Annotated in this window: 22 protein-coding genes; 4 read left to right on the top strand and 18 right to left on the bottom strand. The window is 67.8% G+C overall.

The annotated features are described in order from the left end of the window. Positions 1-20: 20 nt before the first annotated feature. From ACWGSK_RS10295 to ACWGSK_RS10260, 8 genes are all read right to left on the bottom strand, one after another. On the bottom strand, positions 21-848 hold the full coding sequence (locus tag ACWGSK_RS10295) for a shikimate dehydrogenase (RefSeq protein ID WP_358508161.1): 828 nt from the start codon (positions 846-848) through the stop codon (positions 21-23). Further along, on the bottom strand, positions 848-3,049 hold the full coding sequence (mltG, locus tag ACWGSK_RS10290; RefSeq protein ID WP_452455687.1) for an endolytic transglycosylase MltG: 2,202 nt from the start codon (positions 3,047-3,049) through the stop codon (positions 848-850). Before mltG ends, ACWGSK_RS10295 begins: the two co-directional genes overlap by 1 nt. After that, on the bottom strand, positions 3,046-3,534 hold the full coding sequence (gene ruvX, locus ACWGSK_RS10285; RefSeq protein ID WP_452455686.1) for a Holliday junction resolvase RuvX: 489 nt from the start codon (positions 3,532-3,534) through the stop codon (positions 3,046-3,048). The genes mltG and ruvX overlap by 4 nt, the downstream gene beginning before the upstream one ends. Before the next feature lie 495 nt (positions 3,535-4,029). Beyond that, a complete protein-coding gene (alaS, locus tag ACWGSK_RS10280) occupies positions 4,030-6,696 on the bottom strand; it encodes an alanine--tRNA ligase (protein ID WP_452455685.1) in 2,667 nt (888 codons plus the stop codon). A gap of 278 nt (positions 6,697-6,974) precedes the next feature. Beyond that, on the bottom strand, positions 6,975-7,418 hold the full coding sequence (locus tag ACWGSK_RS10275) for a hypothetical protein (RefSeq protein WP_452455684.1): 444 nt from the start codon (positions 7,416-7,418) through the stop codon (positions 6,975-6,977). Positions 7,419-7,485: 67 nt separating this feature from the next. Beyond that, complete coding sequence (locus tag ACWGSK_RS10270) at positions 7,486-8,037, bottom strand: hypothetical protein (RefSeq protein WP_452455683.1); 552 nt, start codon at positions 8,035-8,037, stop codon at positions 7,486-7,488. 127 nt (positions 8,038-8,164) lie between these two features. Then, positions 8,165-8,440, bottom strand: coding sequence for a hypothetical protein (locus tag ACWGSK_RS10265; protein WP_452455682.1), 276 nt, complete (start codon positions 8,438-8,440; stop codon positions 8,165-8,167). Further along, positions 8,437-8,829, bottom strand: coding sequence for a DUF948 domain-containing protein (locus tag ACWGSK_RS10260; protein ID WP_304072502.1), 393 nt, complete (start codon positions 8,827-8,829; stop codon positions 8,437-8,439). Before ACWGSK_RS10260 ends, ACWGSK_RS10265 begins: the two co-directional genes overlap by 4 nt. A gap of 396 nt (positions 8,830-9,225) precedes the next feature. Here ACWGSK_RS10260 and ACWGSK_RS10255 point away from each other — a divergent pair, with 396 nt between their 5' ends. Then, positions 9,226-10,794, top strand: coding sequence for a serine/threonine-protein kinase (locus ACWGSK_RS10255; RefSeq protein ID WP_358508173.1), 1,569 nt, complete (start codon positions 9,226-9,228; stop codon positions 10,792-10,794). On the opposite strand, the gene ACWGSK_RS10250 is transcribed toward ACWGSK_RS10255, so the two are convergent. The 3 genes from ACWGSK_RS10250 to ACWGSK_RS10240 form a co-directional block, all read right to left on the bottom strand. Further along, complete coding sequence (locus tag ACWGSK_RS10250; protein WP_452455681.1) at positions 10,791-12,179, bottom strand: replication-associated recombination protein A; 1,389 nt, start codon at positions 12,177-12,179, stop codon at positions 10,791-10,793. The genes ACWGSK_RS10255 and ACWGSK_RS10250 overlap by 4 nt on opposite strands. A gap of 42 nt (positions 12,180-12,221) precedes the next feature. After that, positions 12,222-14,213, bottom strand: a complete 1,992-nt coding sequence (locus tag ACWGSK_RS10245; protein WP_452455680.1) for a SpoIIE family protein phosphatase — start codon at positions 14,211-14,213, stop codon at positions 12,222-12,224. A gap of 931 nt (positions 14,214-15,144) precedes the next feature. Continuing rightward, positions 15,145-15,474, bottom strand: coding sequence for a hypothetical protein (locus ACWGSK_RS10240; RefSeq protein ID WP_452455679.1), 330 nt, complete (start codon positions 15,472-15,474; stop codon positions 15,145-15,147). Between the two features lie 114 nt (positions 15,475-15,588). Between ACWGSK_RS10240 and ACWGSK_RS10235 the strand changes: the two genes are divergently transcribed. Both ACWGSK_RS10235 and ACWGSK_RS10230 read left to right on the top strand, forming a co-directional pair. Continuing rightward, entirely contained in the window at positions 15,589-16,425 is an 837-nt protein-coding gene (locus ACWGSK_RS10235) for a helix-turn-helix domain-containing protein (RefSeq protein WP_452455678.1), read from the top strand. Beyond that, positions 16,422-16,628 carry a DUF397 domain-containing protein gene (locus ACWGSK_RS10230; protein ID WP_452455677.1) on the top strand — a complete coding sequence of 69 codons (207 nt, stop codon included), beginning with the start codon at positions 16,422-16,424 and terminating at the stop codon, positions 16,626-16,628. Before ACWGSK_RS10235 ends, ACWGSK_RS10230 begins: the two co-directional genes overlap by 4 nt. 49 nt (positions 16,629-16,677) lie before the next feature. Here the strand turns inward: ACWGSK_RS10230 and cmoA are convergent, their stop codons facing one another. The 4 genes from cmoA to ACWGSK_RS10210 all read right to left on the bottom strand — a co-directional run bounded on the left by cmoA (position 16,678) and on the right by ACWGSK_RS10210 (position 22,058). Further along, a complete protein-coding gene (gene cmoA, locus ACWGSK_RS10225; RefSeq protein ID WP_452455676.1) occupies positions 16,678-17,406 on the bottom strand; it encodes a carboxy-S-adenosyl-L-methionine synthase CmoA in 729 nt (242 codons plus the stop codon). Further along, positions 17,399-19,222, bottom strand: a complete 1,824-nt coding sequence (locus ACWGSK_RS10220; protein WP_452455675.1) for a ThiF family adenylyltransferase — start codon at positions 19,220-19,222, stop codon at positions 17,399-17,401. The genes cmoA and ACWGSK_RS10220 overlap by 8 nt, the downstream gene beginning before the upstream one ends. Continuing rightward, positions 19,223-20,995: an aspartate--tRNA ligase gene (gene aspS, locus ACWGSK_RS10215; protein WP_452455674.1), complete on the bottom strand. Its 1,773-nt coding sequence runs from the start codon at positions 20,993-20,995 to the stop codon at positions 19,223-19,225. Between the two features lie 385 nt (positions 20,996-21,380). Beyond that, on the bottom strand, positions 21,381-22,058 hold the full coding sequence (locus ACWGSK_RS10210) for an MBL fold metallo-hydrolase (RefSeq protein ID WP_452455673.1): 678 nt from the start codon (positions 22,056-22,058) through the stop codon (positions 21,381-21,383). A 460-nt stretch (positions 22,059-22,518) separates the two neighbouring features. Between ACWGSK_RS10210 and ACWGSK_RS10205 the strand changes: the two genes are divergently transcribed. After that, a complete protein-coding gene (locus ACWGSK_RS10205; protein WP_358508192.1) occupies positions 22,519-23,751 on the top strand; it encodes a DUF349 domain-containing protein in 1,233 nt (410 codons plus the stop codon). 90 nt (positions 23,752-23,841) lie between these two features. On the opposite strand, the gene ACWGSK_RS10200 is transcribed toward ACWGSK_RS10205, so the two are convergent. The 3 genes from ACWGSK_RS10200 to metK form a co-directional block, all read right to left on the bottom strand. Further along, positions 23,842-24,591: a hypothetical protein gene (locus tag ACWGSK_RS10200; protein ID WP_452455672.1), complete on the bottom strand. Its 750-nt coding sequence runs from the start codon at positions 24,589-24,591 to the stop codon at positions 23,842-23,844. Positions 24,592-24,686: 95 nt separating this feature from the next. Then, positions 24,687-25,346, bottom strand: coding sequence for a hypothetical protein (locus ACWGSK_RS10195; protein WP_358508195.1), 660 nt, complete (start codon positions 25,344-25,346; stop codon positions 24,687-24,689). A gap of 155 nt (positions 25,347-25,501) precedes the next feature. After that, complete coding sequence (gene metK / locus ACWGSK_RS10190) at positions 25,502-26,695, bottom strand: methionine adenosyltransferase (protein WP_358508196.1); 1,194 nt, start codon at positions 26,693-26,695, stop codon at positions 25,502-25,504. Between the last annotated feature and the right edge of the window lie 167 nt (positions 26,696-26,862).

Raw genomic sequence — 26,862 nt, 5'->3', positions numbered from 1 at the left:
CTCCGAGACGCTCGGACCGCCTAGGGAAGCACGGCCCGACGCTTCAGTTCGGTCTCGCCGGCGGCACGCATGGCGGCGACCGGAACGTCCGTGGCCCCCGTCATCAGGCGGACCTGGGCCACGGCCTGATGCAGCAGCATCGGGAACCCGCCGACCACACGTCCGCCCCGACCGGCCACGGCCTCGGCCGCCTTGGTGGGCCAGGGCGCGTAGACGACGTCGAACAGGTCGGCACGGCTCTCGGACAAGGCCCCGGCGTGGGCGTCGGTCGCACCGGAGGGCAGGGTGGACATCACCAGGTCGGCGTCCAGGTGACGTTCCACCTCGGCCAGCGGGGCCACCTCGATCGGAACACCGAGTCGTTCGGCCGCCGCCACCACCTCTCCGGTACGGGCGGTGCTGCGGGCCAGCACCGTGACGGCGCCGATCTCCCCCAGCTCACGCAGGGCCGCCAGGGCGGAGGCCGCGGTGGCCCCCGCCCCCAGGACGACCGTGTCGCGCGGGGCGATGACGCCCGCCTCGCCCAGCGCGACCGCGATGCCCTCGACGTCGGTGTTGTGCGCCGACCACCCGTTGCCGTCCCGAAGCATCGTGTTGGCCCCGCCCACCTGGATGGACAGGTCACTGACCCGTGCGGCCAGTTCCATGGCCCGACGCTTGAGCGGCATGGTCAGGGACAGACCGGCCCAGTCGTCGTCCAGCCCGGAGAGGAAGGGGGCGAGCCCCTTCTCGTCGCACTCGAACCGACCGTAGGACCACTCGACCAGGCCCATCTCCGCGTAGGCGGCGGTGTGCAGGATCGGGGACAGGGAATGTGCGACCGGCGACCCCAGGACCGCAGCGCGCATCAGCTCCCGCCACCGCCCCAGGTCTCCTCGAAGCGTTCCTTGAGGACCTGGAACTCCTCGTGGGTCTCGGCGAACTCGGTGACACCGTTCTCGGGGTCGGTGGCCACGAAGTACAGCCACTCCCCCTCCTCCGGTTCCAGGGCCGCCCTGAGGGCGTCCTCACCCGGGGCCACGAACGGGCCCGGGACCAGCCCGGTCTTGTGGTAGGTGTCGAATCCGCTGTCGTCGGCCTCACAGGCGGCCAGCTGTTCGTTGTTCAGCGCGATGCCGTACTCGCCGATCGCGTAGAAGCAGGTGCTGTCCATTTGCAACGGCATGTCGATGTCGAGGCGGTTGTGGACCACTCGGGAGATCTTGGGCATGTCCTCGGCGCTACCGCTCTCCGCCTGGACGATGGAGGCGATCGCCATCACCTCGTTGGCGTCGTAGTCGATCGCCTCGGCCTCTCCCTCCAGGTCGATCTCCTCGGCCACCTGGCGGTGCTGGGTGACCATGGTGCGCAGCATGGACGCGGCGTCGGTCTCGGGCTCGAACCGGTAGGTGGACGGGAACAGGTAACCCTCGGGCCCCTCGACGGCGTAGTCCGGCAGACCGAGGTCATCGGTCTGGGTGTAGGCCTCCTCCAGCTCCTCCCGGCTCACACCCGTGCTCTCGGCCAGCTCGTCCAGTATCTGGTCGGCGCGCAGCCCCTCACGGATGGTGACCCGACCGCCGACGCGGTTGTCGGGGTCGAACAGGGCGGCCACGGCGGCCTCCCCGCTCATGCCCTCGGCCAGGGAGTAGGTGCCGGGGGTGAGCTCCCCACCGGACTCGCCGAGCGCGTTGGTGAAGGCTCGGCTACTGGCCACGACGCCCTGGTCGACCAGGGCGTCGGCGACGGATCCGCCGCTCTGACCGTTCTCGACGGTGATGACGACCTCGCCGGAACCGGTCCCATCGAAGTCATCCGGGAACACGTAGGTCCGCATGACCACGAAACCGCCACCGGCGATGACCAGCATCAGGACGAGGGCGAGCAGGATCGTGGGGCCCTTGCGCCTGCGGCGCGACGCGCGGCCACCGCCCTTGCCCGATCCGTGCCGCTTGGCCTGGGCCTTCTTCGCGGCCTTGAGGCGCTTGCGGTTGGCCCGACTGTTGCCGTAGGAGGCGGCGATGTCCTCAAGGCTGTCCTCCTCGTAGTCGTCCTCCTCCGATTCCGCCTCGGGCTCCGGCTCGATCGGCTCCGGTTCGGGCTCGGGTTCGTTTCGGCGACCTCGGCGTCGGCCACGACGGGGCCGGGGTTCCTCCTCCTCGTCGGGCAGGGGGAGGGCACCGGTGGGGGTGCGGGGCTCCTCCTGGTCGCGGGGATCTTCGGGAAGGTCGGGGAGGGGGAAGGCGCCGCTACCCGGTTCCGCCGCGCGCCTACGGCGACCGCGGCGGGGGCCCGGTTCGACGAAGGCGCCGCTGTCCGGTCCGCTCTCGAAGGGACCGGTGTCGTCGCGGGCTCCGCCGGGGGCCGCGAGGGACCCGGTGTCGGTGGGTTCCTCCTCGGCGGCGCGACGGGCGCGGCGCCGACCACGACGTCCGGTCGGCTCCTCGGGAACGGCCTCGAACGCGCCGGTCTCGCGGGGGCCCTCGTCGTCCTTGGCCCGACGACGGCGCGCGCGACGGCCCTTGGGCTGCTCATCGGGTTCGTCGGCGAAGAAGGCGGGGGTGGGTTCGTCCTCGTCGTCGCCCCACAGGGGCGAGCGGGCCTCGGGGGTCTCCTCCTGGCGCGCGCGACGGGCCCTTCGGGGCGGCTGCTCCGCCGGGGGTTCCTCGGGGCGGGGGCGTCCGGGCGTCTCGGGGGTTCCGCCCAGCCCGGCCAGGGCGGCGAGTGCCTCCTGGGTGGGGTCGGCTCCGGGCCTTTGGTGGCTTCCCGTGCCGGCGCTCCCGGGTTGGGACCGTTGTCCGCCGCGGGCCGCTCGGCCGCCGCGCAGTGCGTCGGCGGCGCCGAAACGGCGCGGGGGTCGTTCACCGGGGGCCGGGGGCCCGGTGTGCCGGAACTCACCGGTGTGCGGCGCCTCGTTCCAGGCGTTCTGTTCGGGTTCGGGGCGTGCCCGGCGCCCGCGCGACGGAGGTTGCGCGGGCAGGGGGTCGCTCAGCGGGTCGTAGTCGTAGCCGCCTTGACGGTCGGCACGGCCACGGTAGGGACTATCGGGGTAGTCATCCCTGTCGGTCATGAATCTCCCTGGCTGGCACGGACGATCTCGCCCGGGGGATGGCCTGTCGACCGTTCCTGGTCCAAAGCGCTCTGCAAGAGGACCGTGGCCGCCGCCTGGTCGATCACGGAACGGCGGGCACGGCCGCCCTTGGCGCCCTTCTTGCCGAAGGAGGCACCGGCGAGCAGTTGGCCCTGGGCGGTCACCGTGGTGAGTCGTTCGTCCACGAGCCTGACGGGGACGGGGTCGAGGAGCCGGACCAAGGAGTTCGCGAACTCGCGAGCGGACCGGGCCGCCGGTCCCTCCTTGCCGGATAGTGATGCAGGGTAACCCACGATGACCTCGCGGGCCTCCTTCTCCAGCACGAGAAGGGCGATGCGCTGGGTGTCCCCCTTTCCGCGGGGGATCGTTTCGACGGGGCTGGCGAGCATTCCGCTCGGGTCGCTGGCCGCGACGCCGATACGGGCGTCACCGGGATCGACCGCCAGTCGAACTCCATTCCTCACGAGGACGCCTCTTCCGGTACGGGGGCGTTGTGCGGAGGGGCTGTGCGGTCGACGGCACAGCACCGCTGTTGGGAGATCCTCAACACGGTGGTCCTGTTCATCAGCGGGATCGCGGGAAGGCCGCGCAAACAGCCATGGGGTTCGGCTGTGGCGCGCCACAGTATGCCCGATTCGATGACGGTGCGCAGCCTCGGCCTCGGCAACCGTCGGCTCGGGGTTCTCCGACCGGGTGGAGGGCCTCGTGTCGGGCTGCGGCGGGTGTCCAGGGCGAACACGTACCGTCCGAGTGTAGATCACCCGGACTCCACATCGAGTCGGACCGGCAGGTCCGGTCGGGTTCGGTACGGTCACGGATTCGGCACATGAGAACAACCACATGATCACGGAGAGTCACACTACGGGTGGTTCGGGTGTCCTCCACGGAGCGTGCGCGTTCGGAGTGGCGAACGCCCCGCGCGGTCTCCTCCCGGATCCACGCGGGGCGTCTCCGATGTCTCAGGCGCCGGCCACGCGCGCCTCGACGGCGCGCAGGGCCTCATCCACCTTGCCCGCGTCGCTGCCACCCCCCTGGGCGATGTCGGGCTTGCCACCGCCACCGCCGCCGAGGGCGCGGGCCGCGACGCCCACCAGGTCACCGGCCTTGATCCCGGCCTTCTGGGCGGCCTTGTTCGTGGCGATCACCACGACCGGGCGGTCCTTGGGCACCGCGGTCATCGCGACGACGACGGGCTCGTCCTCACCAAGGCGGCCACGCACGTCCAACACCAGCTTGCGCAGGTCATCGCCGCTCGCGCCCTCGGGCGCCTCGGTGGCCACGACCAGCGCCGAACCGTGCCGGCGCGCGCCCTTGGCGATCTCGCCGGCGGCCTGCAGTACCTGGGCCGCGCGCAGCTTCTCGATCTCCTTCTCCGCGACGCGCAGCCGGGAGACCATGGAGTCGATCCGCTCGGGCAGCTCCTCCCGCGGGGCCTTGAGCTGTTCGGAGAGCCGACCGACCAGTGCCGACTCCTTGGACAGGCGCTTGAAGGCGTCCACACCCACGGCCGCCTCGACACGTCGCACGCCCGAACCGATGGAGGACTCCCCCAACAGCTTGACGATGCCGAGCTTGGCGGTGGAGCCCACGTGGGTGCCACCGCACAGCTCGACGGAGTAGTCGCTCATCTCCACGACGCGGACCCGGTCGCCGTACTTCTCGCCGAACATGGCCAGGGCGCCCATCTTCAGCGCCTCGTCCAGGCTCTTCTCCTCGGTCTGGATCGAGATGTCCCCGGCCAGAACGGTGTTGACCTCCTCCTCGACCTCGGCCAGACGGCCGCCGCCCAGCGCGCTGTCCGCGGTGAAGTCGAAGCGCAGCCGACCCGGGCTGTTCTCCGAACCCGCCTGGCCCGCGGTGGGACCGAGCGCGTTGCGCAGCGCCGAGTGGATGAGGTGGGTGGCCGAGTGGGAGCGCTCGATGGCGTGCCTGCGGCCGGTGTCGATGGACGCGTGCACGGTGTCGTCCAGGACGACCTCGCCCGAGCGCACGGTGCCGCGGTGCACGAACAGGCCGGGCAGGGGCTTTTGCACGTCCTCGATGTCGACGACGCCGCGTCCGTCCACGGTCAGGGTGCCCTTGTCGGCGAGCTGACCACCGCTCTCGGCGTAGAACGGGGTGCGGTCCAGGACGATCTCGACCTGGTCGCCCGCCTTCGCGGCCGGCGCGCCCTCACCGTCCACGACGATGCCCTTGACGTGGGACTCGCTGTCGGAGTCTCCGTAGCCCAGGAAGTCGGTGTCACCCGCCTCCTCGTGGATCCGCCCGTAGAGGGAGATGTCGGCGTTGCCGAGCTTCTTGGACTTGGCGTCGGCCTTGGCGGTGTCCTTCTGGCGCTGCATGAGCTCGCGGAAGGCGCCCTCGTCCACGCTCAGACCCTGCTCGGAGGCCATCTCCAGGGTGAGGTCGATGGGGAAGCCGTAGGTGTCGTGGAGCTGGAACGCGTCGGAGCCGGAGAGGACGGTTCCGCCGGCGGTGCGGGTGCGCTCGGCGGCCCGGCCGAACAGCGTGGTGCCCGCGCGCAGGGTTTCCGCGAAGTTCTTCTCCTCGTTGTCGATCACGCTGTGGACCACGTCGGCCTTGTCGAGCAGGTCCGGGTAGATGTCCTTCATCGCGTCGATGCCGACCGCGGTCAGCTCGTGCAGGAAGAAGGAATCGGTGCCCGAGAGCAGACGCAGGTTGCGGATCGAGCGGCGCAGGATACGGCGCAGCACGTAGCCGGCCTTCTCGTTGCCGGGCTTTACGCCATCGCTCACGAGCATGACGGCGCTGCGCACGTGGTCGGCGACCACACGCAGCATCACGTCGGTGTCACCGTCGGCGCCGTAGGTGGTTCCGGTGAGCTCCGCGGCGCGGTTCAACACCCGACCCATGATGTCGGTCTCGTAGATGTTGTCGACGCCCTGCAGGACCGCCGCCAGACGCTCCAGGCCCATGCCGGTGTCGATGTTCTTCTTGGGCAGATCGCCGAGGATCGGGTAGTCCTTGCCGCTGCCCTCACCTCGCTCGTACTGCATGAAGACGAGGTTCCAGATCTCGATGTAGCGGTTGTCGTCCACCGCCGGACCGCCCTCGACGCCGTACTCGGGGCCGCGGTCGTAGAAGATCTCGGAGCAGGGGCCACAGGGACCGGGCACGCCCATGTCCCAGTAGTTCTCGTCCATGCCCAGGCGCTGGATGCGCTCGGGGCGCACCCCCACCTTGTCCCGCCAGATCTCCGCGGCCTCGTCGTCGTCGAGGTAGACGGTGACCCACAGCTTCTCCGGGTCGATGCCGAAACCGCCCCGGTCGACGGGGGTGGTGAGGAGCTCCCACGCCAGCGGGATCGCCTTCTCCTTGAAGTAGTCACCGAAGGAGAAGTTGCCCAGCATCTGGAAGAAGGTGGCGTGCCGGGAGGTCTTGCCGACCTCTTCGATGTCGATGGTGCGGATGCACTTTTGGACGCTGGTCGCGGTGTCCCACGGGGCCGTGCGTTGACCCAGGAAGTAGGGCTTGAAGGGGACCATGCCTGCGGGCACCAGCAGCAGAGTGGGGTCCTCGGCGATCAGGCTTGCCGAGGGCACCACGGTGTGTCCGTTCTTCTCGAAGAAACCGAGGAAGCGGCGCGCGATCTCTGCCGTCTCCATTGTGATGCCCTCCTGTTTTCGGCTCCGCCGCTGCGGACGGCGGCGGGGTTGTCCCTGGGTGGGACCGTGGTCACGCATGGTCGATAGGGGCCCATCGTAGAGGGGAACCCCGCGCCGGCGCGCATGGTTTGTCACCGCCGTCGAAGGTCCCGTCGTCCGGGACGACATCGACGGTCCGGTCGTTCCACCAGGCTATCGCCGTCGAACACCGCCGCCGGACCGTGGAACGCCCTTGGGGCCCGCCGAAGCGGGCCCCAAGGGATGGTCATCGGTGCCGATCAAAGGCCGTAGTAGGCGCGAGACCGCGACGTGAACATCAGGCCGATCATGCCGATCGTGAAGAGCAGCGGAACGACCGGGAGAACCTCACCGGTGCCGATGGACACGATCAGGACGAGTGCGGCCGTCGCCTGGAATCCCACGACCGTCCACAGGGTGGCGGTGTCACGATCTCGCATGCGGGAGGCGAACAGGAGGGAGAGGACCCCGTAGGCGAAGGGGATCGCGCCGAAGAGCCCGAACCGCGCCACCGCATCGGAGGTGCTCATGAGGGTCTTGTCCTCCCCCTCCAAAATGGACCGGGCGAGCTCTTCACTGAGGAGTGGCATCAGCGCGAAGCACCACAAGAGCAGGCCGAGGAGCAGGCCGACCGTGCCTCCGACGAACATCAGCGCCCGCACGGTGTTCGCGCTGTCCGGCATCTCGGGGGGTGGGGGATTCACCGTTCTCCTTTGTACAGGAGGGTGCGGGGTCGACCCGTGGGTCGACCCCGCACGAACTCCCCTCGGCTCAGTAGGCGCCCGGGTGGCCCGGGTGGCCGGGGGCGGCCGGCTTGCTCTCGTAGAAGGCGCGCGTGTTGGGCACGACCATCAGAACGATCATGCCGATGGTGAAGAACAGCGGGATGATCGAGGCGAAGCCGCCGGTGATCACGGCCAGGACCAGAAGCAGCGCGGACAGGCCCTGGAAGACCACGATCGACCACATCACGCCGGCGCTGCGGCGGCCCATGATGGAGGCCAGGACGATGGACACCACCCCGTAGAGGAACGGGATCGCGCCCATGACACCGAAGAACACCCCCGCCTCACCGCCGGAGAGCGGCAACCCGGCGTCGCGCATCCCGTCGAGGAAGTCCCGGCTGAACTGTCCCTCGCCGGAGGCCATCGCCGCGGCGAGCCAGAAGAGCGCGCCGAAGAGCAGCCCGCACACACCACCGATGAACATCAGGACCCGCACGGTGATGGCGGTCCCGGGCATCCCCGTGGGGGCCGGCGGGCCGGGCTGGTAGGCGTACGCTCCGGCGGCGTAGGGGTCGTCGGGTTGTTGCGGCGGATACATGTGGGCCTCCGTCTGCTCTGCGACTACTCCCAGAACCCTATAGAGGCACACTTACCCAGTGTGAGACCGACCAGATGACAATTCCGGGCATCTTGCAATAATTTCCGCAGATTCCGGTGACCAACAGTCACCGTTCGACGGAGTCGGTCTCCTCGTTCCCGCGCACCGAACGCCGGCCCGCCTTCGGGGAGTAGTGCCGCAACAGTTCGGCCTCCTCCTCCCGGACGGCCTCGGCAAGGTCGGCGTTGAGTTCGCGCAGGGCGCCCTTGTACTCGCCGACACGGTTCTCCACCCGATCGGCGATGCCGCCTGGGGTCAGTGCGTTGCGAGCCCGGTTGACGCGGTGGACCACGTAGCCGCCCACCACCGCCCCCGCGGCGACGTAGAACAGTCGGCCGATCACCGGCTCTCCTTCCGGCGGCGTCCCCGCATCACGGCCAGGGCCTTGCGGCGCCCCAGGACCTGGCGGATGGCGTAGGAGAACGACGCGACCTTCACCAACGGCCCGGTGAACACCGAACGGGTCAGCGCGGTCATCGTGGAGACGTCCTCCGAGGAGGCCTGCACGTTGGCGGTGATCTCCTCCACACGCTCCAGCGAGGTGTGGGTGCGCTCCATGGTGGAGGCCACGTCGTCCAGTAGCGGCGGGGTACGTTCGCCCAGCTCGGAGACGACCTTGGTGGTCTCGTTGATGAGCTTGATCAGTTTGACGAGCGCCACGCACATGAACGTGGCCAGCACCGCCCAGACCACCGCGGCGACGAGTGCGGCGACCTCTCCTCCGGTCAGCATTGAGGCTCCGTAGGCAGATAGCAGGGTTGCTTCGAGGGTGTGCGAACGCGCCTTGGGGGCGAGTACGGGGCACACGGGGGTGAGGGGGAGCCGACGATCGCGCCGGGTCGGATCTCCCGGTCCGGAAACGTCGCGGGGCCCGGTAGGGGCCGGGGACGAGCCGGTTTCGGCCGACCCTATCGTGTCCACCCGACGTCCGCTCGGGCTCGCCACGGTGTGCCGGGAACCCGTGGGGACGAGAGAGCCCTCGACCCCGTCTTCCCTCCCGGCCGTTGGAGGCCGCGGGGATCGACGGGGTCACGGTCTTCCGCGAGAATCACTCCAGAGCGGGATCTTCACTACGATGTCCGGACACCACGCAGCCCGCCTGCCAACGGAAGCACCGACAGGACACTGATGAGCCCTCGTTCTCCCCGAGAGATCTCCGTACTGGTACCACCGGACCTCGCACCCCTGTATCCGGACGACCCGTCGCGGATCGGCCCCTACCTCGTCCTGGGCCGGTTGGGGCAGGGGGCCACCGGCACCGTCTACGCCGCGGTGGACACCTCCTCCAGCGCGGACGACCCCCTGGTCGCGGTGAAGTTGCTCAAGGCCCCCGAACTCGACACCCCCGACGCCTATACGGAGTTGGCCCGACGATTGCGGAATCTGTCGGCGGCCGATCCCGAGCGGGTCGTGGTGCCGTTGGCCTTCGACGCCGACGCCAACCCGCCGTGGGTGGCCATGCCCTATCTGGCGGGGGAACGGCTCTCGCACTTCGTGACCAAGCGGGGCGGCCTGGGTTTCGGCAAGCTCATCGCGTTGGCCACCGGGCTGGCCGAGGGGCTGACGTCCCTGCACGCCCGTGGGGTGTCCCACGGTTCGCTCAGGCCCAGGGAGATCCTCCTGGAGTCGCACGGTCCGCACATCATGGAGTGCGCCATCGCCGCCGACTCCGAGCGGCTGCTCGGTTCGGGGGCCACCTGGCTCGGCCCCGAACGCTACCGGGGCGGTCCCCCGACCCCCGCCGCGGACGTGTTCGCCTGGGGTGCGGTGGTGGCCTTCGCCGGGACCGGGCGGCTGCCCTTCGGCACCGGTGAACCGGAGGAGATCGCCCAGCGGGTGGCCTCGGGCTCCTTCGACCTGAACGGCCTGTACAAGGGGCTGGTGCCCGTCGTGGGTCGTTCCCTGGACCCGAACCCGGACCGCCGCCCCAGCCTGCGCGAGGTGATCGGCGCGGTCATCGCGGTGTGGCAGACCGATACCGCGGAGGACGCGCCACCGACCCCGGGTGACCGCGAGGAGATCAACCGGATCCTGGAACGGGAGTGGCACGGGGTGGAACCACCGCCCCGGGTCCCCGAGGTGATCCGGTTGGAGGGCCGGATGTCCAACAAGCGTCCGACCCGCACCCTGTTCGTGGTCGGCTCCGCCGTCCTGGCCGCGGCGCTGATCGGTGGCGGGATCTGGGGTATCGGCCGACTGATCGGTGACAGCGCCGAGGCGGGTCCGGTGGCCGACGACGCGGAGGAGGACCCCTCCGAGGACGCGAGCGCGGCAGAGGAGGAAGAGGACCCGCTGACCCTGGTGGTGCGCTTCGACCCCGCCGAGCAGGAGGAGCCTGAACCCGGCGAGGAGGAGCGCTCCTGGGTGTACACACCGGTCACGCGCGAGGGCGAGATCCCGCGCAACCAGGGCATCCCCAGCCACGAGGCCTGGTCCGAGGAGTGGGACGAGGACGGCGAGCCGGGTGAGGCGATCATCAGCCCCGACGCCGAGGTCCTGTGTGCCAGGTTCTGTGCCGCGCCCGAGCACGTGTTCCTCGATGAGGAGGGGCGCGGCACCTGGGAGCTGACCGGCGCCGACTTCGAGGGCTACCTTTCCTGGGGGCCGGCGCTGATCGTGGAGATCACCTTCGCCGAGGAACAGGAGGGCGACGGCCCTCGCGAGGTCGTACAGGTGACCGAACTGTTCTCGGACTAGGTCCTGCCACCCCGCAGGACGTCCTTGATCTTGTTCAGGACCTCGGTCAGGCGACGTTCGGTTCCGTGCTGGGTGGGCCGGTAGTACTCGCGGTCGGTGAGCCCGTCCGGAGCGTGCTGTTGCGGGGCCACCCCGCCCGGGTAGTCGTGCGCGTAGCGGTACCCCTTGCCGTGGCCCAGGTCGGCGGCGCCCTTGTAGTGGGCGTCGCGCAGGTGGGCGGGGACCGGCCCGGCCCTTCCGGCTCGAACGTCCGCCATCGCCTCGTCGATGGCGGCGATGACCGCGTTGGACTTGGGCGCCAGACTGATGTGGATGACCGCCTGGGCCAGGTTGATCCGGGCCTCGGGCATCCCGATGAGCTCGACCGCCTGGGCCGCCGCGATGGCGGTCTGCAGGGCGCTGGGGTCGGCCATGCCGACGTCCTCGCTGGCGTGCACGATCAGCCGACGCGCGATGAAGCGGGGGTCCTCCCCCGCCTCGACCATCCGGGCCAGGTAGTGCAGGGCGGCGTCCGCGTCGGATCCGCGCATGCTCTTGATGAACGCGCTGATGACGTCGTAGTGCTGGTCTCCGGAACGGTCGTAGCGGACCGCGTGCCGGTCGACGGCGCGTTCGACGTGGTCGGCGGTGATCTCCACCCGATCCTTGGCGGAGGGGACCACCGCACCGGAGGCGTCCGTCGAGGGTTGGTGGCGCGCGACGGGTGGGCCCGAGACCAGGGCCGCCGCCTCCAGGTAGGTCAGGGACCGCCTACCGTCTCCCCCCGCCAGGCGGATGAGGTGGTCGGCGCCCTCCTCGGTGAGGGTGTAGCGCCCGTCCAGCCCGCGTTCCTCGGTCAGGGCCCGGTCCACCAGCTTCCTGACGTCACTGTCGTCGAGCGACTCCAGGGACAGCAGCAGGGAACGTGACAACAAGGGGCTGACCACGGAGAAGAACGGGTTCTCGGTGGTGGCGCCGATGAAACTGACCCAACGGTTCTCCACCGCCGGCAGCAGCGCGTCCTGCTGGGTCTTGTTGAACCGGTGGACCTCGTCCACGAACAGCAGGGTGCGGGTGCCGTTCATCCCCATGCGGCGCTTGGCCTCGGCGACGACCGCGCGCACGTCCTTGACCCCGGCGTTGACGGCGGACAGCTCCACGAACCGACGCTTGGTGACCCGGCTGACCACGGTGGCCAGGGTGGTCTTTCCGGTGCCGGGTGGCCCCCACAGGAAGACGGACATGGGAGCGTCGTCCTCGACCAGGCGGCGCAGCGGACTGCCCTCGCCCAAGAGGTGGCCTTGGCCCACGACCTCGTCGAGGGTGCGCGGCCGCATGCGCACGGCCAACGGCTCCTGGCCCTTGGCCGCATCGTCCCCGGCGGCGTCGAACAGTGTTTCGGACATCGATTCAGAGTAGGCCAGATCGGAGACGGTCCGGGCGCTCCCCTACTCGGAAGGGGCCGCCGCGCGCGGGGGCATCCGGGTGATGAGCAGGGCGATGTCGTCGCCGCGCCCGGCGGGTGCCATCTCGGCCAGGACCTGGGCGGCCGTCTTGGGGCTCTCCTCGTGTTCGGCGAGGGCCTCCCCCACCAGGGCCAACCCCTCACTCATCGGCATCTCCGAGCTCTCCATGAGCCCGTCCGAACACAGCAGCAGGGTGGTGCCGGGCGCGAGCACACGGGTGGTGACGGTGTACTCGGTGTCGGGCATGACACCCATGGGCGGGCCGGTCTCGGGCGACCACAGCTCGTAGGCGCCCTTGGAGGCGAGCACCGCGGGCGGCTGCCCGGCCCAGGCCGCCTGCATGACCCCGCTCTCCCGGTCCACGACCAGGTACCCACAGGTGGCGAAGACGATCTCACCGGTCTCGGTGAGCAGCCGGTTGGTCTCGCCCAGGACGACCCCGGGGTCGGACTGGTTGGTGGCGTAGGCGCGGAAGGCCACACGGATTTGCCCCATGGCGGCGGCCGCCTCCACACCGTGACCCTGCACGTCGCCGACCAGGAGCCCCACCTTGTTGTCGGGCAGTTCGATGACGTCGTAGAAGTCGCCGCAGATCCGCCACTCGGCCCGCGAGGGCAGGTACTTGGTGGCGATGTCCATGTCGGGGAAGCTGGCGACCTGGCGGGGCAGCATGCGGCGCTGGACGGCGTCGGCCAACTCCAGTTCGGCCTGCTGGGCCTTTATCCGCTGCAGTGCCTGCCCGGCGAGGCCGGCGAAGGTGAGCATGAGCGCGCGTTCGTCGCGGCTGGCGTGGTGGGGACGGTCCCAGATCATCTGCCACACGCCCAGGGCGATCTTGCCGTCGCCGAAGATCGGCACGGTGGCCCAGGCCTGGCCTCGGACGTTGTGCATCATCTCGGCGGCGGACGGGAAGCGGCTGACGATCTCGGCGCGACTCTCGAAGAAACGGGGTTGCCGGTCCTGGATGACCGCGCCCATCGGGTAGTCGGTGTCGTCGGCGCGGCGCCCGTCGATGTGGGAGACGCCGCCGCGTTCCAGCACGCTGGGCGAGGCGCGCAGCAGGCCTTCGTCGACGTAGAAGGCCACCGCGTTGAACCCGCCGAAGATCGGCAGGAACTCCTCGCTGAGCAGGTCCATGACCTTGTCCACGGTGGTGGCCGAGACCAACTTGGAGGAGAGCTCCGTGACCAGGCGGCCGTGTTCGGCCTCGGTGCGACGGCGGTCGGCCAGTCGACGGACCAGCTGGACGTGCTCGGTGACGTCGTCGACGATCCCGACGAGGCGATCGGGGGCGCCGGGGACGAAGCGGGCGCGCACGTGGAGCGAACGCTCATCGCCGAGGCGGTCGAAGACCCGGAAGCGCTGCTCGTAGTCGCGTCCGTTGAAGGACGCGGAGATGGCGTCGCGGACCCGGGCGGTGTCGTCCGGGTGGATGCGCTCCAGGATGTTCTCCAGCTCGCAGTCGTTGCCGGCCAAGAGCGCTCCCAAAGGGGTGGGACCGAAGAGCTCGCGGATGCGTCCGCTGCTCAGGTCCAGGCTCCACAGGACCGAGTCGGAGTTGTCGGTGCGCAGGTCCCCGACGACCCTCAGGTCGGTTTCCTCGGTGGAGAGGGTGTGGACCAGGAGCACGGTGGCGTCGTGGTCGGCCTCGGGCCGGACCGGGCGGACCTCGACCTCCGCCAGGCGGGAGACCTTCTCCGTGATGGCCAGGCGCAGGCGGATGCGGCGGACGTCGCCGTCGACCGCGCGGCGCTGCAGGTCGGAGCCGCGTTCGCTCTCCTCACCCTCCAGGAGGTCGAACCAGGCCGTACCGGAGAGTTCGGCGACGGTGCGGCCGAACAGCTCGGTGAACGCGAGGTTGGCGTGCCGGATCGCACCGTCCGCCGCGGTGAGGGCCATGGGCTCCGGCGCATGGCGGAACGCTCCCGCGAGCGCTGCCTCGGAGCCATCGCCTGAAGCACGTTTTCCGTTCACGTATGACTCATCCTCATGTCGTCTCGGACGCCACACCCGCGATCAGACGCGGTCACCCCTGGAACGTTCCGATTCGGCTCATTGTAGTGTCCGAAAGCGGTCCCGGCCCGGGCAGGGACCGGAACGGGCACGATGGCTCCCGTTCGCTTTCGGGCGCGTCACCTCGCTCGACGTACCGACGCACTCCCCGCCGACACGGATGATCCACGGTCGGCCCCACCCGGGGTCGTCTCTCCCGGACGACACCTAGGCGTGAATCGTTACGCTCGCGTGACTGTGTGGCGCGCAAATGCACTCCGCACCCTCCGCGCCTCCAAAGGAGGTCGGCCCCACCGGTGCACCGTCTTCACTCCAGGACGCGTGCCGTTCTCGGTATGGGAGGGTGATTCGCCCCCAACGGTAGGGGATGACGGCCCCGACCGCATCCAGGTACGGGCCACACCCCCATTCCGGACGTGCATTTTGGTCACTTAATCACCATTTTCAGGTATATGACCGAATATAGAAAGTTCAAAGAGGAGACTTTCCGGGCACCGATTCTCCAGCGGAGAACTCGCCGAACACCCCCGAGGACACACTTCATGGACCCTGTCACCGGCCGACCCGCTCCGAGAACCCGCCCGTCCCACCTCATCCGGAACTGGACCTGTCCCCTCTGTACCCACAGCAACCCCGACGACGAGGACATCTGCTGTCAGCAGTGCGGCGCCGGCAAACGCTGACGCGCCTCGCCCCACCCGCCCCGTCCCCGCACATGAGGACGGGGCGGTGCGCCGGGGTCGATTCCCCGCACACCGCCCCGTGAAGAGCACCGGGCCGTTCTACTCGGCCTTGGCGGCCTTCTCCGCCTCCGGGTCCACGTCCACCCCGGCCTCAGCCCGCTCGGTGTAGGCGTAACCGTCAGCGCGTTGGAGCATGAGGTTTCCGCCCATCAGGTGGAGGATCCCACCACGTAAGGCTCCTCGATGCGCGTTTCCGCCCGAAAGATACGGGTTTCGCGGTTCTTCACACTGGAGCCGTCCCACAACAGCAGCTCCTCGCGATGACACACGAGCTCCTCGCCCTCCTCACCGAACTCGACGTGACCGGCGCTGTACAGTCCCAGTTCGTAGCCCCTGGACAGTTCCGCGATCGTCCACCGGTAAAGCCCACCGCCAGAGGGGATCTCCCCTTTCAGGTGATGGGTCACCAGGGTGAGGAAGGTAGGGGCTTCCTTAGGTTTCGGTGAGGCCCAGACGGCAGAGAGCAGGTAAGCATCCACGAAGTCACTCCTCTTAGCAGCTCCAGGAGCTTACGGTAACATGGATTAATCCAGCTAGTTGGAATATCTGATAGATATGATTCAATCCGGCTCACACGATGCGCGGGGAGTTCGATGGCTCAGGTGAACATCCGGCGGCACCGGCTCGGCCGCAAGCTCGCTGAGATCCGCAAACAGGCGGGATTCACACAGGCCCAGGTGGCCGACCACCTGGAGACCCTCCAAGGGTCCTTCGCACGCTACGAACGAGGCGAGCGCATCCCCAAGCGCGCGGTGCTTCACCAGCTCTTCAAGATCTACGAGGCCTCAGATGACGTTCGGCAGGAGGTCATGTCACTCTTCCGTCTCGCGGAACAGCCGAGTTGGTGGCATCCCTACCGCGATCTCCTACAGCCCGAATACGCGGCCCTGTTGGACTTAGAAGTGGACGCCTCGGAGATCCGGACCTATCAGGTGATCGTCCCGGGGCTCTTGCAAACCCCCGAGTACACGCGTCAGATCCTGCTGTACGGCCCGCAGGAGCTCGACGACGAAGAGGTCGAGCGTCGCCTTGAGCTACGCATGGCACGGCGGCAGATCCTCTCCCGTGAGGAAAGCCCTCGCCTCTTGGCTCTCATGGACGAGGGTGCGCTACGCCGAATCGTGGGGAACGAACAGATGATGCGAGATCAGGTCCAGCACCTTCTGAACGTCTCAGGCCAAGCACAGACCTCGGTACAGATCGTGCCGTTCTCCGCAGGCGCCCACCCGGCCGCGGTAGGGGGCCTGACCCTGCTCGACTGTGACGATCGTCGAGTGGTCTACGTGGAGACCACCGTGGGCGAGCTGTTCTTGGACAAACCCACCGAGGTCACCACGTCCGCACGCGCTTTCGAGAGCCTGCTGGGCTTCGCGTTGAGTGTGAAAGAATCCCGTGAGCTGATGGAGAAGTACGTCGAGGAGTACTCGTGAGGATCAAATCGAGCTTCAGCGGGCAGAAGGGGGAATGCGTGGAGGTGGAGCAGGTCGGCGACGAGTTTCACGTCACGGACAGCAAACACCCCGAGCGTCCCGCCCACGTGTACACCCGTGGGGAGTGGCGTGCGTTCCTCCAGGGTGCACGTAACGGCGAGTTCGACTTCGACGTGTTCGATGAAGAGGGCGTCCAAGCCTGACATCCGGACCGAACAGGGCGGGGCATCCGAATAGGTACCCCGCCCTCGTCTATCTCACCGCGAGGTAGACGACGAAGTTGTACCAGCGGAACACTTCGTCCACCCGGGAGAACCCGGCCTTGAGCAGTGCGTCGCGATTCTCCGAGACTCGGTACGGAACGAGGACGTTCTCCAGGGCTTCGCGCTTCTTGGCGATCTCGGTCCGGGAGTAGCCGCTGCGCTCCTTGTAGTCGTGGTAGAGGTCGATGTAGACCCGGGAGAGGTCGTTGTCGTCCCCGAGCACCTTCTCCCCCAGCAGTAACGCCCCGTCTGGTTCGATGGACGCACAGATCTTCGCCAGGACCGCATCACGCTGAGGCGGTCGCACGAATTGCAGAGTGAAGAGCATGATGACGACTCGTGCCCCGGGAAGATCCGGCAGACATTCCACCGAATCCTCAAGGATGTCGATCTCGTGGCCGAGGCCCTCCGCTCGGATCTTCTCCCAACACCGTGCTCGCATCGCGACTGAAGGCTCCACACCCACGAACCTCACTCGTGTCTTCGGGGAGATCGCCTTCATCAGTCGAAGCAATGTGTTCCCCGTGGAGGAACCCACGTCATAGACGGTCCCACCCTCCTCTTCAAGGAAGCTTCGACTGAGTTCGACGGACATCCTTTGGATCTCGTCGTAGAACGGGATGCTGCGGTCCAGCATGTCGTCGAAGACGTCCGCCACACCCTCATCGAAGACGAAGTCGCCCACCCGGGTCCGGTCCACGAAGATCTCGTCACGCATCGTGCCCCCTCTCCAGGACCATGACCAGGAAGTACGGGATGCGGCTCGACTTGTCGAAGATGACGGGATCTCGTTCCGCGATCAGTTCGTCGGGCTCTGGTTCCAGCACTCGACGCATGAGAAACCCCTGGCCGATGAACTCTTCGAAGTACCTGGACAGCGTCCGGTGGTGCGTTCGGATCCCTCGGATCCTGACCTCTCCGTGCCGGTCCTCTCGATCCTTCAGGCATTCCCCCTCGACGAAGTAGTCATCGAGGACGTAGTGCCGGTACTCCCACCCTTGTGGACCGGGAACCTTGTACCACCCTCCACGGTCCTTTATCGGGTGTGGGATCGACAGCACGAGACGGCCCCCAGGTTTGAGTGCCGAGTGAAGACTCCGAACACTGGTCGACAGGTCGGCGATGTGGTCCAAGACGTTGAGGCAACAAATAGTGTCGTAGCGTCCTTCAGCCTCGGTGAGGGCCTCCAGACCGGCACGGTGCACCTCAACGCGCTTCCCCCACCCCTGGACACGGTCACGAAGGATCCGCTCCATCGCCCCATCTGGCTCATAAGCGTCAACGTTCGCCCCCAAGGCCACGAGCCGATCCGTGACCTGCCCGGAGCCCGCACCGACGTCGGCCACCCTTTGTCCCTGGATCGATCCTACGAGTTCGGGGACGAGAGGATCGAGCAGAACCGCGTTGAAGGAATGCACTTCGCGCTCCTCCGCGTACTGAGCCGCGATGTCCTCCCAAGCCGCCTTCGTGGTCTCTCCACATGCGGAGCAGCCGGCGTCGCGCTGACGAAACTCCTCCCAAGTGGTGTCGTACGAACGGGAGTCGATGAGCATCCGGTGCCCTTCCGTCCCCACAGATAGGCCCAAGAGCCACCGGAGCGCCTCATTGGCCTGTACCGATGCCACCAAAGCGTTCAGGGGTCCAAAACTCGGGGCTTGCCAGTGAGGGTTCAGCTCAACGTCGGGAGTGGGCTGCACGGAAATGCTGTAGCCCGTGCTCTCCTCCGTCTCCGGCAGGCTCTCGGCCTGGTCCTGGCTGCATGGGAAGCACGGTGTCTTCGGTGGCAGAAGCAAGGGCCCCACACTGCCGTAACCCTCGATGTATCCCGAGGCACTGAACGGGATCCCCCGGTTCTGGCAGGCTCGACCGGTCCAGAGGTGGACGTCGGCCGGACGGTCGGCGGAGAGCAGGATGATGTCCGATCGCGCGGCCACCCGCTCCGCTAGATCGGAAGAAGTGAACGATTCGGGGATCGTGACCACTTCCAGGTCCGAACGGAGTTCGAGCAGCCTTTCCGCCGCAACATCGACCTTGAGTCGGCCGACGTCCTTCTCCTTGAAAAGCGTTTGCCGGGTGAGGTTGGACAGCTCCACCACGTCACCGTCCGACATCACCAGACGTCCGACCCCGGCAGCGGCCAGATGCGTCGCCAAATGGGTGCCGATTCCACCCATACCCATCAGACCTACCGTGACCTCGGAGAGCCGCTCCTGGGCGCCCCCATCGACCCCCATGAGTTGAAAGAAAAGACCGTGGCGGTCGTACCGGCCACGGTCTTCGGGTGCGGGGACAAGGACACGAGCCTGTTCCAGGTCAGCGATCATCGCTGTGGATTCGGCCCGGGTCCAGCCGGAAAGCTCGGCTGCCGCCTCTACCAGTCCTTCACGTTCCCTTGGCCGAATACAGCCTTGGAGCAACGAGATGAGGAACTCGGGTGGTTCCTCAAGATGCCACGCGTGCGGTGGAAGGGTCCCTATGCGGAGACCACCATCGGTTCGACGAATCGAGAGGTAGGGCGGCAGCCAAAGCTTCATCTAACTCCTTTTTTTGTCTCCCTGAGGGATGACCGTTCGAATGTGCACGTCACTCAGCTGCTTCTCAGAGACGGCCGCAGGGGCACCCATCATCAGGTCCTGGGCGTTCTGGTTGAGCGGGAAGGCGATGGTTTCGCGAATGTTGGGCTCATCGGCCAGCAACATGACGATCCGGTCAATGCCAGGAGCGATGCCACCGTGAGGCGGAGCACCGAACTTCAGGGCCTTGAGCATGCCACCGAACTCGGCTTCGACGGCGTCCTTGTCGTAACCGGCGATCTCGAACGCCTTGTACATGATCTCGGGCGAGTGGTTTCGGATCGCTCCGGAGGACAGCTCCACACCGTTGCAAACGATGTCGTACTGCCAGGCGAGAATGTCCAAGGGGTTCTTGTTGAGCAACGCGTCCATCCCGCCCTGTGGCATGGAGAACGGGTTGTGGCTGAACTCGATGTCACCCTCGTCGGAGCGCTCGAACATCGGGAAGTCCACGATCCAGCAGAAGCGGTAGACCTTCTCCTCCGCCAGGCCCGCGCGCTTACCGGCCTCGACGCGGACCGGAGCCATGATCCGGTTGATCTCGGCCTCGTCCTCACTGGCGCAGAAGAACAGGCCATAACCGGGACCGGCACCGAGAGCGGTCAGCAGCTCGTCAGAGATTTCAGTGACGAACTTGGCGATGGGACCGGTCAGTTCGTTGTTCTCCCCGACCTTGAGCCAGGCCAGTCCCTTGGCACCCTGTTCGACGGCGAAGTCGCCGATGCCGTCGTAGAACTTGCGCGGCTGACCGCCCACGTCGGGCACGGCCAGGGCGCGGACCTTCTTGCCGGCGAAGGCGCGGAAGTCGGTCTTGTCGAACAGCGCGGTGACGTCGAGCATCTTCATCGGCACCCGCAGGTCCGGCTTGTCGGTGCCGTACCACTCCAGAGCATCCCGGTAGGCGATGCGCGGGTAAGGAGAGGTGATCTCCCAGCCCGTGGAGAACTCGCGGAAGACGTCGGTCATGACCTTCTCGATGACCTCGAACACGTCCTCCTGCTCGACGAAACTCATCTCGACGTCGAGCTGGTAGAACTCACCGGGCGAACGGTCCGCGCGGCTGTCCTCGTCACGGAAGCAGGGGGCGATCTGGAAGTACCGGTCGAACCCGGCGATCATGAGGAGCTGCTTGAACTGCTGCGGCGCCTGGGGCAGGGCGAAGAACTCGCCGGGGTGAAGGCGCGAGGGGACCAGGAAGTCGCGAGCGCCCTCGGGGCTGGAGCTGGTGAGGATCGGGGTCTGGAACTCGTTGAAACCCAGGTCCGTCATCTTCTTACGAATGGCGGCCACCACCTGCGAACGCAGCATGACGTTGCGGTGCATCCGCTCACGGCGCAGGTCCAGGAAGCGGTAGGTCAGGCGACGCTCTTCGGAGGTGTTGTCCTCGGGGAAGACCGTGAGGGGAAGTTCCTCGGTCGTCCCAAGGATCTCCACCTCCGCCGCCTCGATCTCGATCTCACCGGTGGGCAGGTTCGGGTTGACGTTCTCGGCGCTGCGCGCGGAGACCTCACCCGTGACCTGGATCACCGATTCTTTGGAGATGCGGCTGAGTTCCTCGAACACCGGGGATTCGGGGCGAGCCATGAGCTGCGTGACACCATAGTGGTCGCGCAGGTCGACGAAGAGCAGACCACCGAGATCCCGGCGGTTGTGCACCCAGCCAGAAAGGCGCACCTGCTGCCCGACGTGCTCCTTACGGAGCTGACCACACGAATGAGTCCTGTAACGATGCATGAGTTACCAAGTCCACTAACTACACGGCTGGGTGAGGATGCCGGAGAGCCCGCGGCCGGGCCCGGCTGAAGGCATGGCATGCCCTTGAACAACTGGGATCCTACCGCCAACCACGCCACCTGGCCTCCTGGTTCGAGTGGCGCACGGACCCCCGAAGGATCGGGGGCCCGATCCCGGCCGCTAGTTGGCGACCACGGTGGTGCTGCCCTTGACCTTGCGAACCGGAGTCATCGAGATACGGCGCATGCGGCTCTCCTCTGGCTGTCTCGAACACCGCCGGGATCGACGGCACTCGAAACGCTACGCCAGCATGTTGGAATATTCCAAGGGGCGGAAGGAAACCATATCTCTGAAGATAGGAAATCGAACGAGGCGTAAGACCGGGTCAACCGGCGATATCGCGCAGGTAGGGGTTGGTCGCGCGCTCGCGCTCCACGGTGGTGGCGGGGCCGTGCCCGGGCAGGATGCGGGTGGCGTCGGGACGGTTCAGCACGGCGCTGCTCAGGCTGTGGTTCATCGCCTCGGTGCTGCCGCCGGGAAAATCGGTACGGCCGATGGAGCCGGCGAAGACCAGATCACCGGCGAACATGACCGGCTCCCCGTCCTCGGCGGTCACCGTGTAGACCACCGAACCCGGGGTGTGTCCGGGGGTGTGCTCGACACCGAACTCCACCCCGGCCAGGGTGAGGCTCTGACCGCCCTCGACCTCACGCAGGTCGGCCGGGACCGGATAGGGCCCCGGGCCCAGCAGCATCTGCAACTGGGCGGCGAAACCGGCGTCCACTCCGGCTGCGGGCTCGGAGAGCAGACCGTGGTCGTCGGCGTGCAGGTACACCGGGGCTCCATGGGTCTCACCGAGTTCGGTGGCCGACCACACGTGGTCGAAGTGCCCGTGTGTGAGCAGGATCGCGGCCGGGGTCAGGTCGTGCTCGGCCAGGACCTTGTCCACCTGGGCGGTGGCCCCCTGGCCGGGGTCCACGATGACGCAATCGCCGCCCGGGGCCGGTGCGAGCACGTAGCAGTTCGCGGCGAGGGGCCCGGTGGGGAGAGCGGCGATGAGCACGGCGGTGGTCGTCCTGTTCGTGGAGCGTTCGTGGTCTGTGCGTGGTCGGCCCGGACACGGGTGCCACGGACCTGTCCAGGAGAGCCTACCGAGAGCGAGGAGGGGCGGCGAACCGAAAAGCACATATGAGAAGGCGTTTGATCACCATTCGATCACCCCGCACGCCCGGGCTCTTTGCCAAAGCGCGTGGTAATGCCATATTGGTCACCGTCGTCGTGTCGTGTCGGGCCGCGCGACCTGCGTCTCTTTTCCGAGGCGGCGGGATCGGACCGACCGGACGAGGACGAAAGCAGACCCGAAAGATCTGCTCACACGTTGAACACGGCGCGTCGTTGTCCGCCGGAGCGTGGGGATATCGTGCAGGACACGGTGGCCTTCCCCTCACGCAGAGGCCCGGACGCCGCCGCGACGACCCGAACCCGGCCCCGCCCGGCCCGGTTCACGACAGCAGGAGGACACGGTGACCACGGACCCTTGGGGCCGCGTAGACGACGACGGCACGGTCTATGTGCGCACAGGTGATGGCGAGAGGGTCGTCGGATCGTGGCAGGCGGGTGCTCCGGAGGAGGCTCTCGCCTTCTACCGGAACAAGTACGACGCCCTGGTGACCCAGGTGGGGTTGCTGGAGAAGCGGCTTCGCAGCACCGACCTGTCGGCCTCCGCCGCGATGAGCAGCATCGACAAGCTCCGTGACTCGATCAAGGACGCCAACGTCGTCGGTGACCTGGACTCGCTGATGAAGCGCCTGGACAAGCTGTCCGGCCGCGCCGAGGAGCGCAAGGTCGAGCAGAAGCAGGCCCAGGAGCAGGCCCGCGGCCAGGCCCGCCAGGTCAAGGAGCGCATCGTCGCCGAGGCCGAGCGCGTCGCCGCCGAGACGACCCACTGGAAGTCCGGTGGCGAGCGCATGCTCCAACTGATCGAGGAGTGGAAGAAGGCCCCTCGGGCCGACCGCCCCACCGAGCAGGCGCTGTGGAAGCGCATGTCGGCGGCGCGCAACTCCTTCTCCAAGCGGCGCAAGGCCTACTTCGCCAACCTGGACCAGCAGCGCGAAGGGGTACGCTCCGACAAGGAGCAGATCGTCGCCGAGGCCGAGGCTCTGTCGAGTTCCACCGAGTGGGGGCCCACCGCCCGCGCCTACCGGGACCTGATGCAGCGTTGGAAGGCCAGCGGCCGCGCCGACCGGACCAGCGAGGACAAGCTGTGGGCGCGTTTCAAGGCCGCCCAGGACACCTTCTTCGACGCGCGCAACGCCACCTTCGCCGAGCGTGACGCCGAACTGAGGGTCAACGCTGACGCCAAGGAGAAGATCCTGGCCGAGGCCAAGGCGGAGATCCCCGGCATCTCGAACCCGCGTCGTGCACGCGCCCGGCTGCGTGACTTCCAGGAGGCCTGGGAGGAGGCGGGTGAGCTGCCGCGCGACACCCGCGACAAGTTGGAGGGCGCCTTCCGACAGATCGAGGACGGTGTGCGCCGGGCCGAGGAGGCCGAGTGGGACCGCACCAACCCCGAGGCCCGCGCTCGCGCCAAGGACACCGTCGACCAGCTGTCGACGGCGATCCAGGGCCTGGAGGCCAAGCTGGAGAAGGCCCGGGCCGCCGGTGACGAGCGTCGGATCAAGGAGAACGAGGCCGCCCTGGAGGCACGTCGTTCCTGGCTCGCCGAGGCCGAGAAGGCCCTCGACGACATGAGCTGAGGCACCTCACCGCGAGGAAACGTCACGGGCCGCGCCCCCTCTCACCGGGGGTGCGGCCCGTTCTCGTTCGCGGTGTTCGGGAAGCGTTCTCTAGTCGCGCTGCTTCTCGGGGCCTCGACGGCGTCCCAGGAACATCGCGCCGATACCGGCGACGGAGGTCAACAACCCGCCCAGTGCCGGGATCGCCACGGAGGCTCCGGTCTGCGCGAGAACCGGCTTCTCCGGTTCGGGCCGGGGCTCGGGCTCGGGCTCGGGCTCAGGCTCCGGCTCGGGCTCGGGCTCCGGTTCAGGCTCGGGCTCGGGCTCCGGTTCAGGCTCAGGCTCCGGTTCAGGCTCGGGCTCCGGTTCAGGCTCGGGCTCGGGCTCCGGTTCAGGCTCGGGCTCCGGCTCCGGTTCAGGCTCGGGCTCGGGCTCCGGTTCAGGCTCAGGCTCAGGCTCCGGTTCAGGCTCGGGCTCGGGGTAGTACCCCTCGTAACCGCCGTCCCCGTTCTCTTCCCGACTCTCTTTTTGGGCGCCTTGGGACTCGGAGTCCCGCACCGAGCGATCGGTTTGAAGATCGTCCGGTTCCGCCTCGACCGATTCCCGCTCTGGGAACGTGTTCGCGGTCTCCGAGGGTGACTCGATCCGAACCCGGTCCAGGACGTCCTTCTCCACCGGGTCCAGTGGTCGGGTACTCGGCCGCTCGACATACTCGACGTCGTCGGCGAGCACCGGGGTCGTCCCCCACAAGAGGGGTACGACGATCACGGTGCCGACGGAGACGGCCGCCATTCGGATCAGACTGCGAGCACCAACCGTGGTCTTGAACGCCTCGGACACGTACTTGGAGCAACAATTCATACACAGATCGTGCTATATCGACTACCCAGAGCAACGATCATTCGGTCAAGCGTACGGAAAACCGGGTAAATCCATCGATCGGTTCGCCCCACCCCTCAGCGGTGTGAGTCCAGGTGGAAGACGGGCGCGTGGCCGGGGGTGGTCCCGACCTCGGGTGTGGGCTCCGGGGTGTGGTCGTTGGGCGGTTCCGGTTCGACCCGTGGCCGGCGTGTACCCCGGTAGCGCAGGTAACCGCCGACGCCCGTGGCCAGGGCCACCACCAGCGCCACGCCGGCGGCCACCCAGACCGGGGGCGGCTCATGGTGCACTCGGTGGACGCTGGCGGTACAGGAGGCGAGTCGCGCGTCGGCGGCGGGGCGCATGCAGACGGTGGAGACCGGTTGTACGCCACGCTCGGGCAGGGCGGTGACCTCGGCGGTCACGGTGAGGACGTCGCGCTGTCCCGGCTCCAGTGGACGCTCCCACACGGCCCGGCCCTCCTCGACGCCTTCGGGGGCCCCGGAGACGTAACGCAGCGACTTCGGTAGGAACTGCACGATCTGGGCGTCGGGTACGGCCTCGTAGCCGGCGTTGCGCACCCTGATGGTGTACTCGACCCGGTCACCGACCTGGAGTCGTTCCTCGGAGCGCTCGCCGACGGTGACGTGCAGACTCCCCGCTCCGGGCACCGGCCCCTCCTCGTCCGGGGCCGGTTGCCCGGGAAGAGCGATCAGTGCGGCCAGTCCGACCGCGGACACCGCCGATGACACGGCCATGGTGTTCTCCCTCGCGAAGCATCACGTCGATGACTCAAAGCACCTATTTTGTAACACTGTGTAGTCGTCGAGTGTGGGAGGCATGCAGGGAAATGTCCGCGGACGCGACGAGGGGGCGTGTGACCGCGACCGGTCACACGCCCCCTCGGGGAGCCCTAGGCGCCGACGAAGGACCGCAGCGCGGCGGCCCGGTCGGTGCTCTCCCAGGTGAACTCCTTGAGCTCACGGCCGAAGTGACCGTAGGCGGCGGTGTTGGAGTAGATCGGACGCAGCAGGTCCAGGTCGCGCACGATGGCGGCCGGACGCAGGTCGAAGACCTCCTTGACGGCCTTCTCGATCAGCTCCGGGGCGACCCGCTCGGTACCGAAGGTCTCCAGGAACACGCCGACCGGGTGCGCCTTGCCGATCGCGTAGGCCACCTGGACCTCCACGCGCTCGGCCAGTTCGGCGGCGACGATGTTCTTGGCGACCCAGCGGGTGGCGTAGGCGGCCGAACGGTCCACCTTCGACGGGTCCTTGCCGGAGAAGGCGCCGCCTCCATGGCGGGCGTAGCCGCCGTAGGTGTCGACGATGATCTTGCGGCCGGTCAGACCGGCGTCGCCCATCGGGCCGCCGATCTCGAAGCGACCGGTCGGGTTGACCAGGAGGCGGTAGTCGTCGGAGTCCAGGCCGTAGGCGGCCACGACCGGTTCGATGACGTGCTCCCGGATGTCCGGGGTCAGCATCTCCTCAAGGTTGATGTCGGCGGAGTGCTGGCTGGAGACCACCACGGTGTCCAGCCGGACCGGGGTCTGGCCCTCGTATTCGACGGTGACCTGGGTCTTGCCATCGGGGCGCAGGTAGGGCACCGTGCCGTCCCGCCGAACACTCGCGAGCCGCTCCGAGAGCGCGTGCGCCAGTTTGATGGGCAACGGCATGAGCTCGGGGGTCTCACGGTTGGCGTAGCCGAACATCAGACCCTGGTCGCCCGCGCCCTGACGGTCGAGGGCGTCCTCTTCGTTCTCGACACGCGCCTCGTAGGCGGTGTCGACGCCCTGGGCGATGTCGGGGGACTGCGCGTCGATGGAGACGTTGACCCCGCAGGAGTCACCATCGAACCCCTTGGCGGAGGAGTCGTATCCGATCTGGAGGATCTTCTCGCGCACGATGGCGGGGATGTCGACGTAGGTCTGAGTGGTGACCTCACCCGCGATGTGGACCTGACCGGTGGTGATCAGCGTCTCGACCGCGACCCGGCTGCCGGGGTCGGTGGTGAGCATCGCGTCGAGGATCGCGTCACTGATCTGGTCGGCCATCTTGTCGGGATGGCCTTCGGTGACGGACTCGGAGGTGAAAAGGCGGCGGGACACGTTGCGTGACTCCTTGCAGCGGCTGCTGGCTGACATGGTCGGTGCGGTCCGGCTCGCCCCGGCTTCGCGCCGAGGGCGGTCAATGCCGACCGACGGGGTTGGTTATTCGTCCACTGTAACGGGACCAGTGGGGACGGTCGCCCGTTGGTCGACCTGGCAGGTCGCAC

The organism is Nocardiopsis sp. NPDC055551, assembly GCF_053619415.1.
The sequence above is the reverse complement of the archived record's forward strand: the minus strand, read 5'-3'. Positions and strand labels throughout refer to the sequence as shown.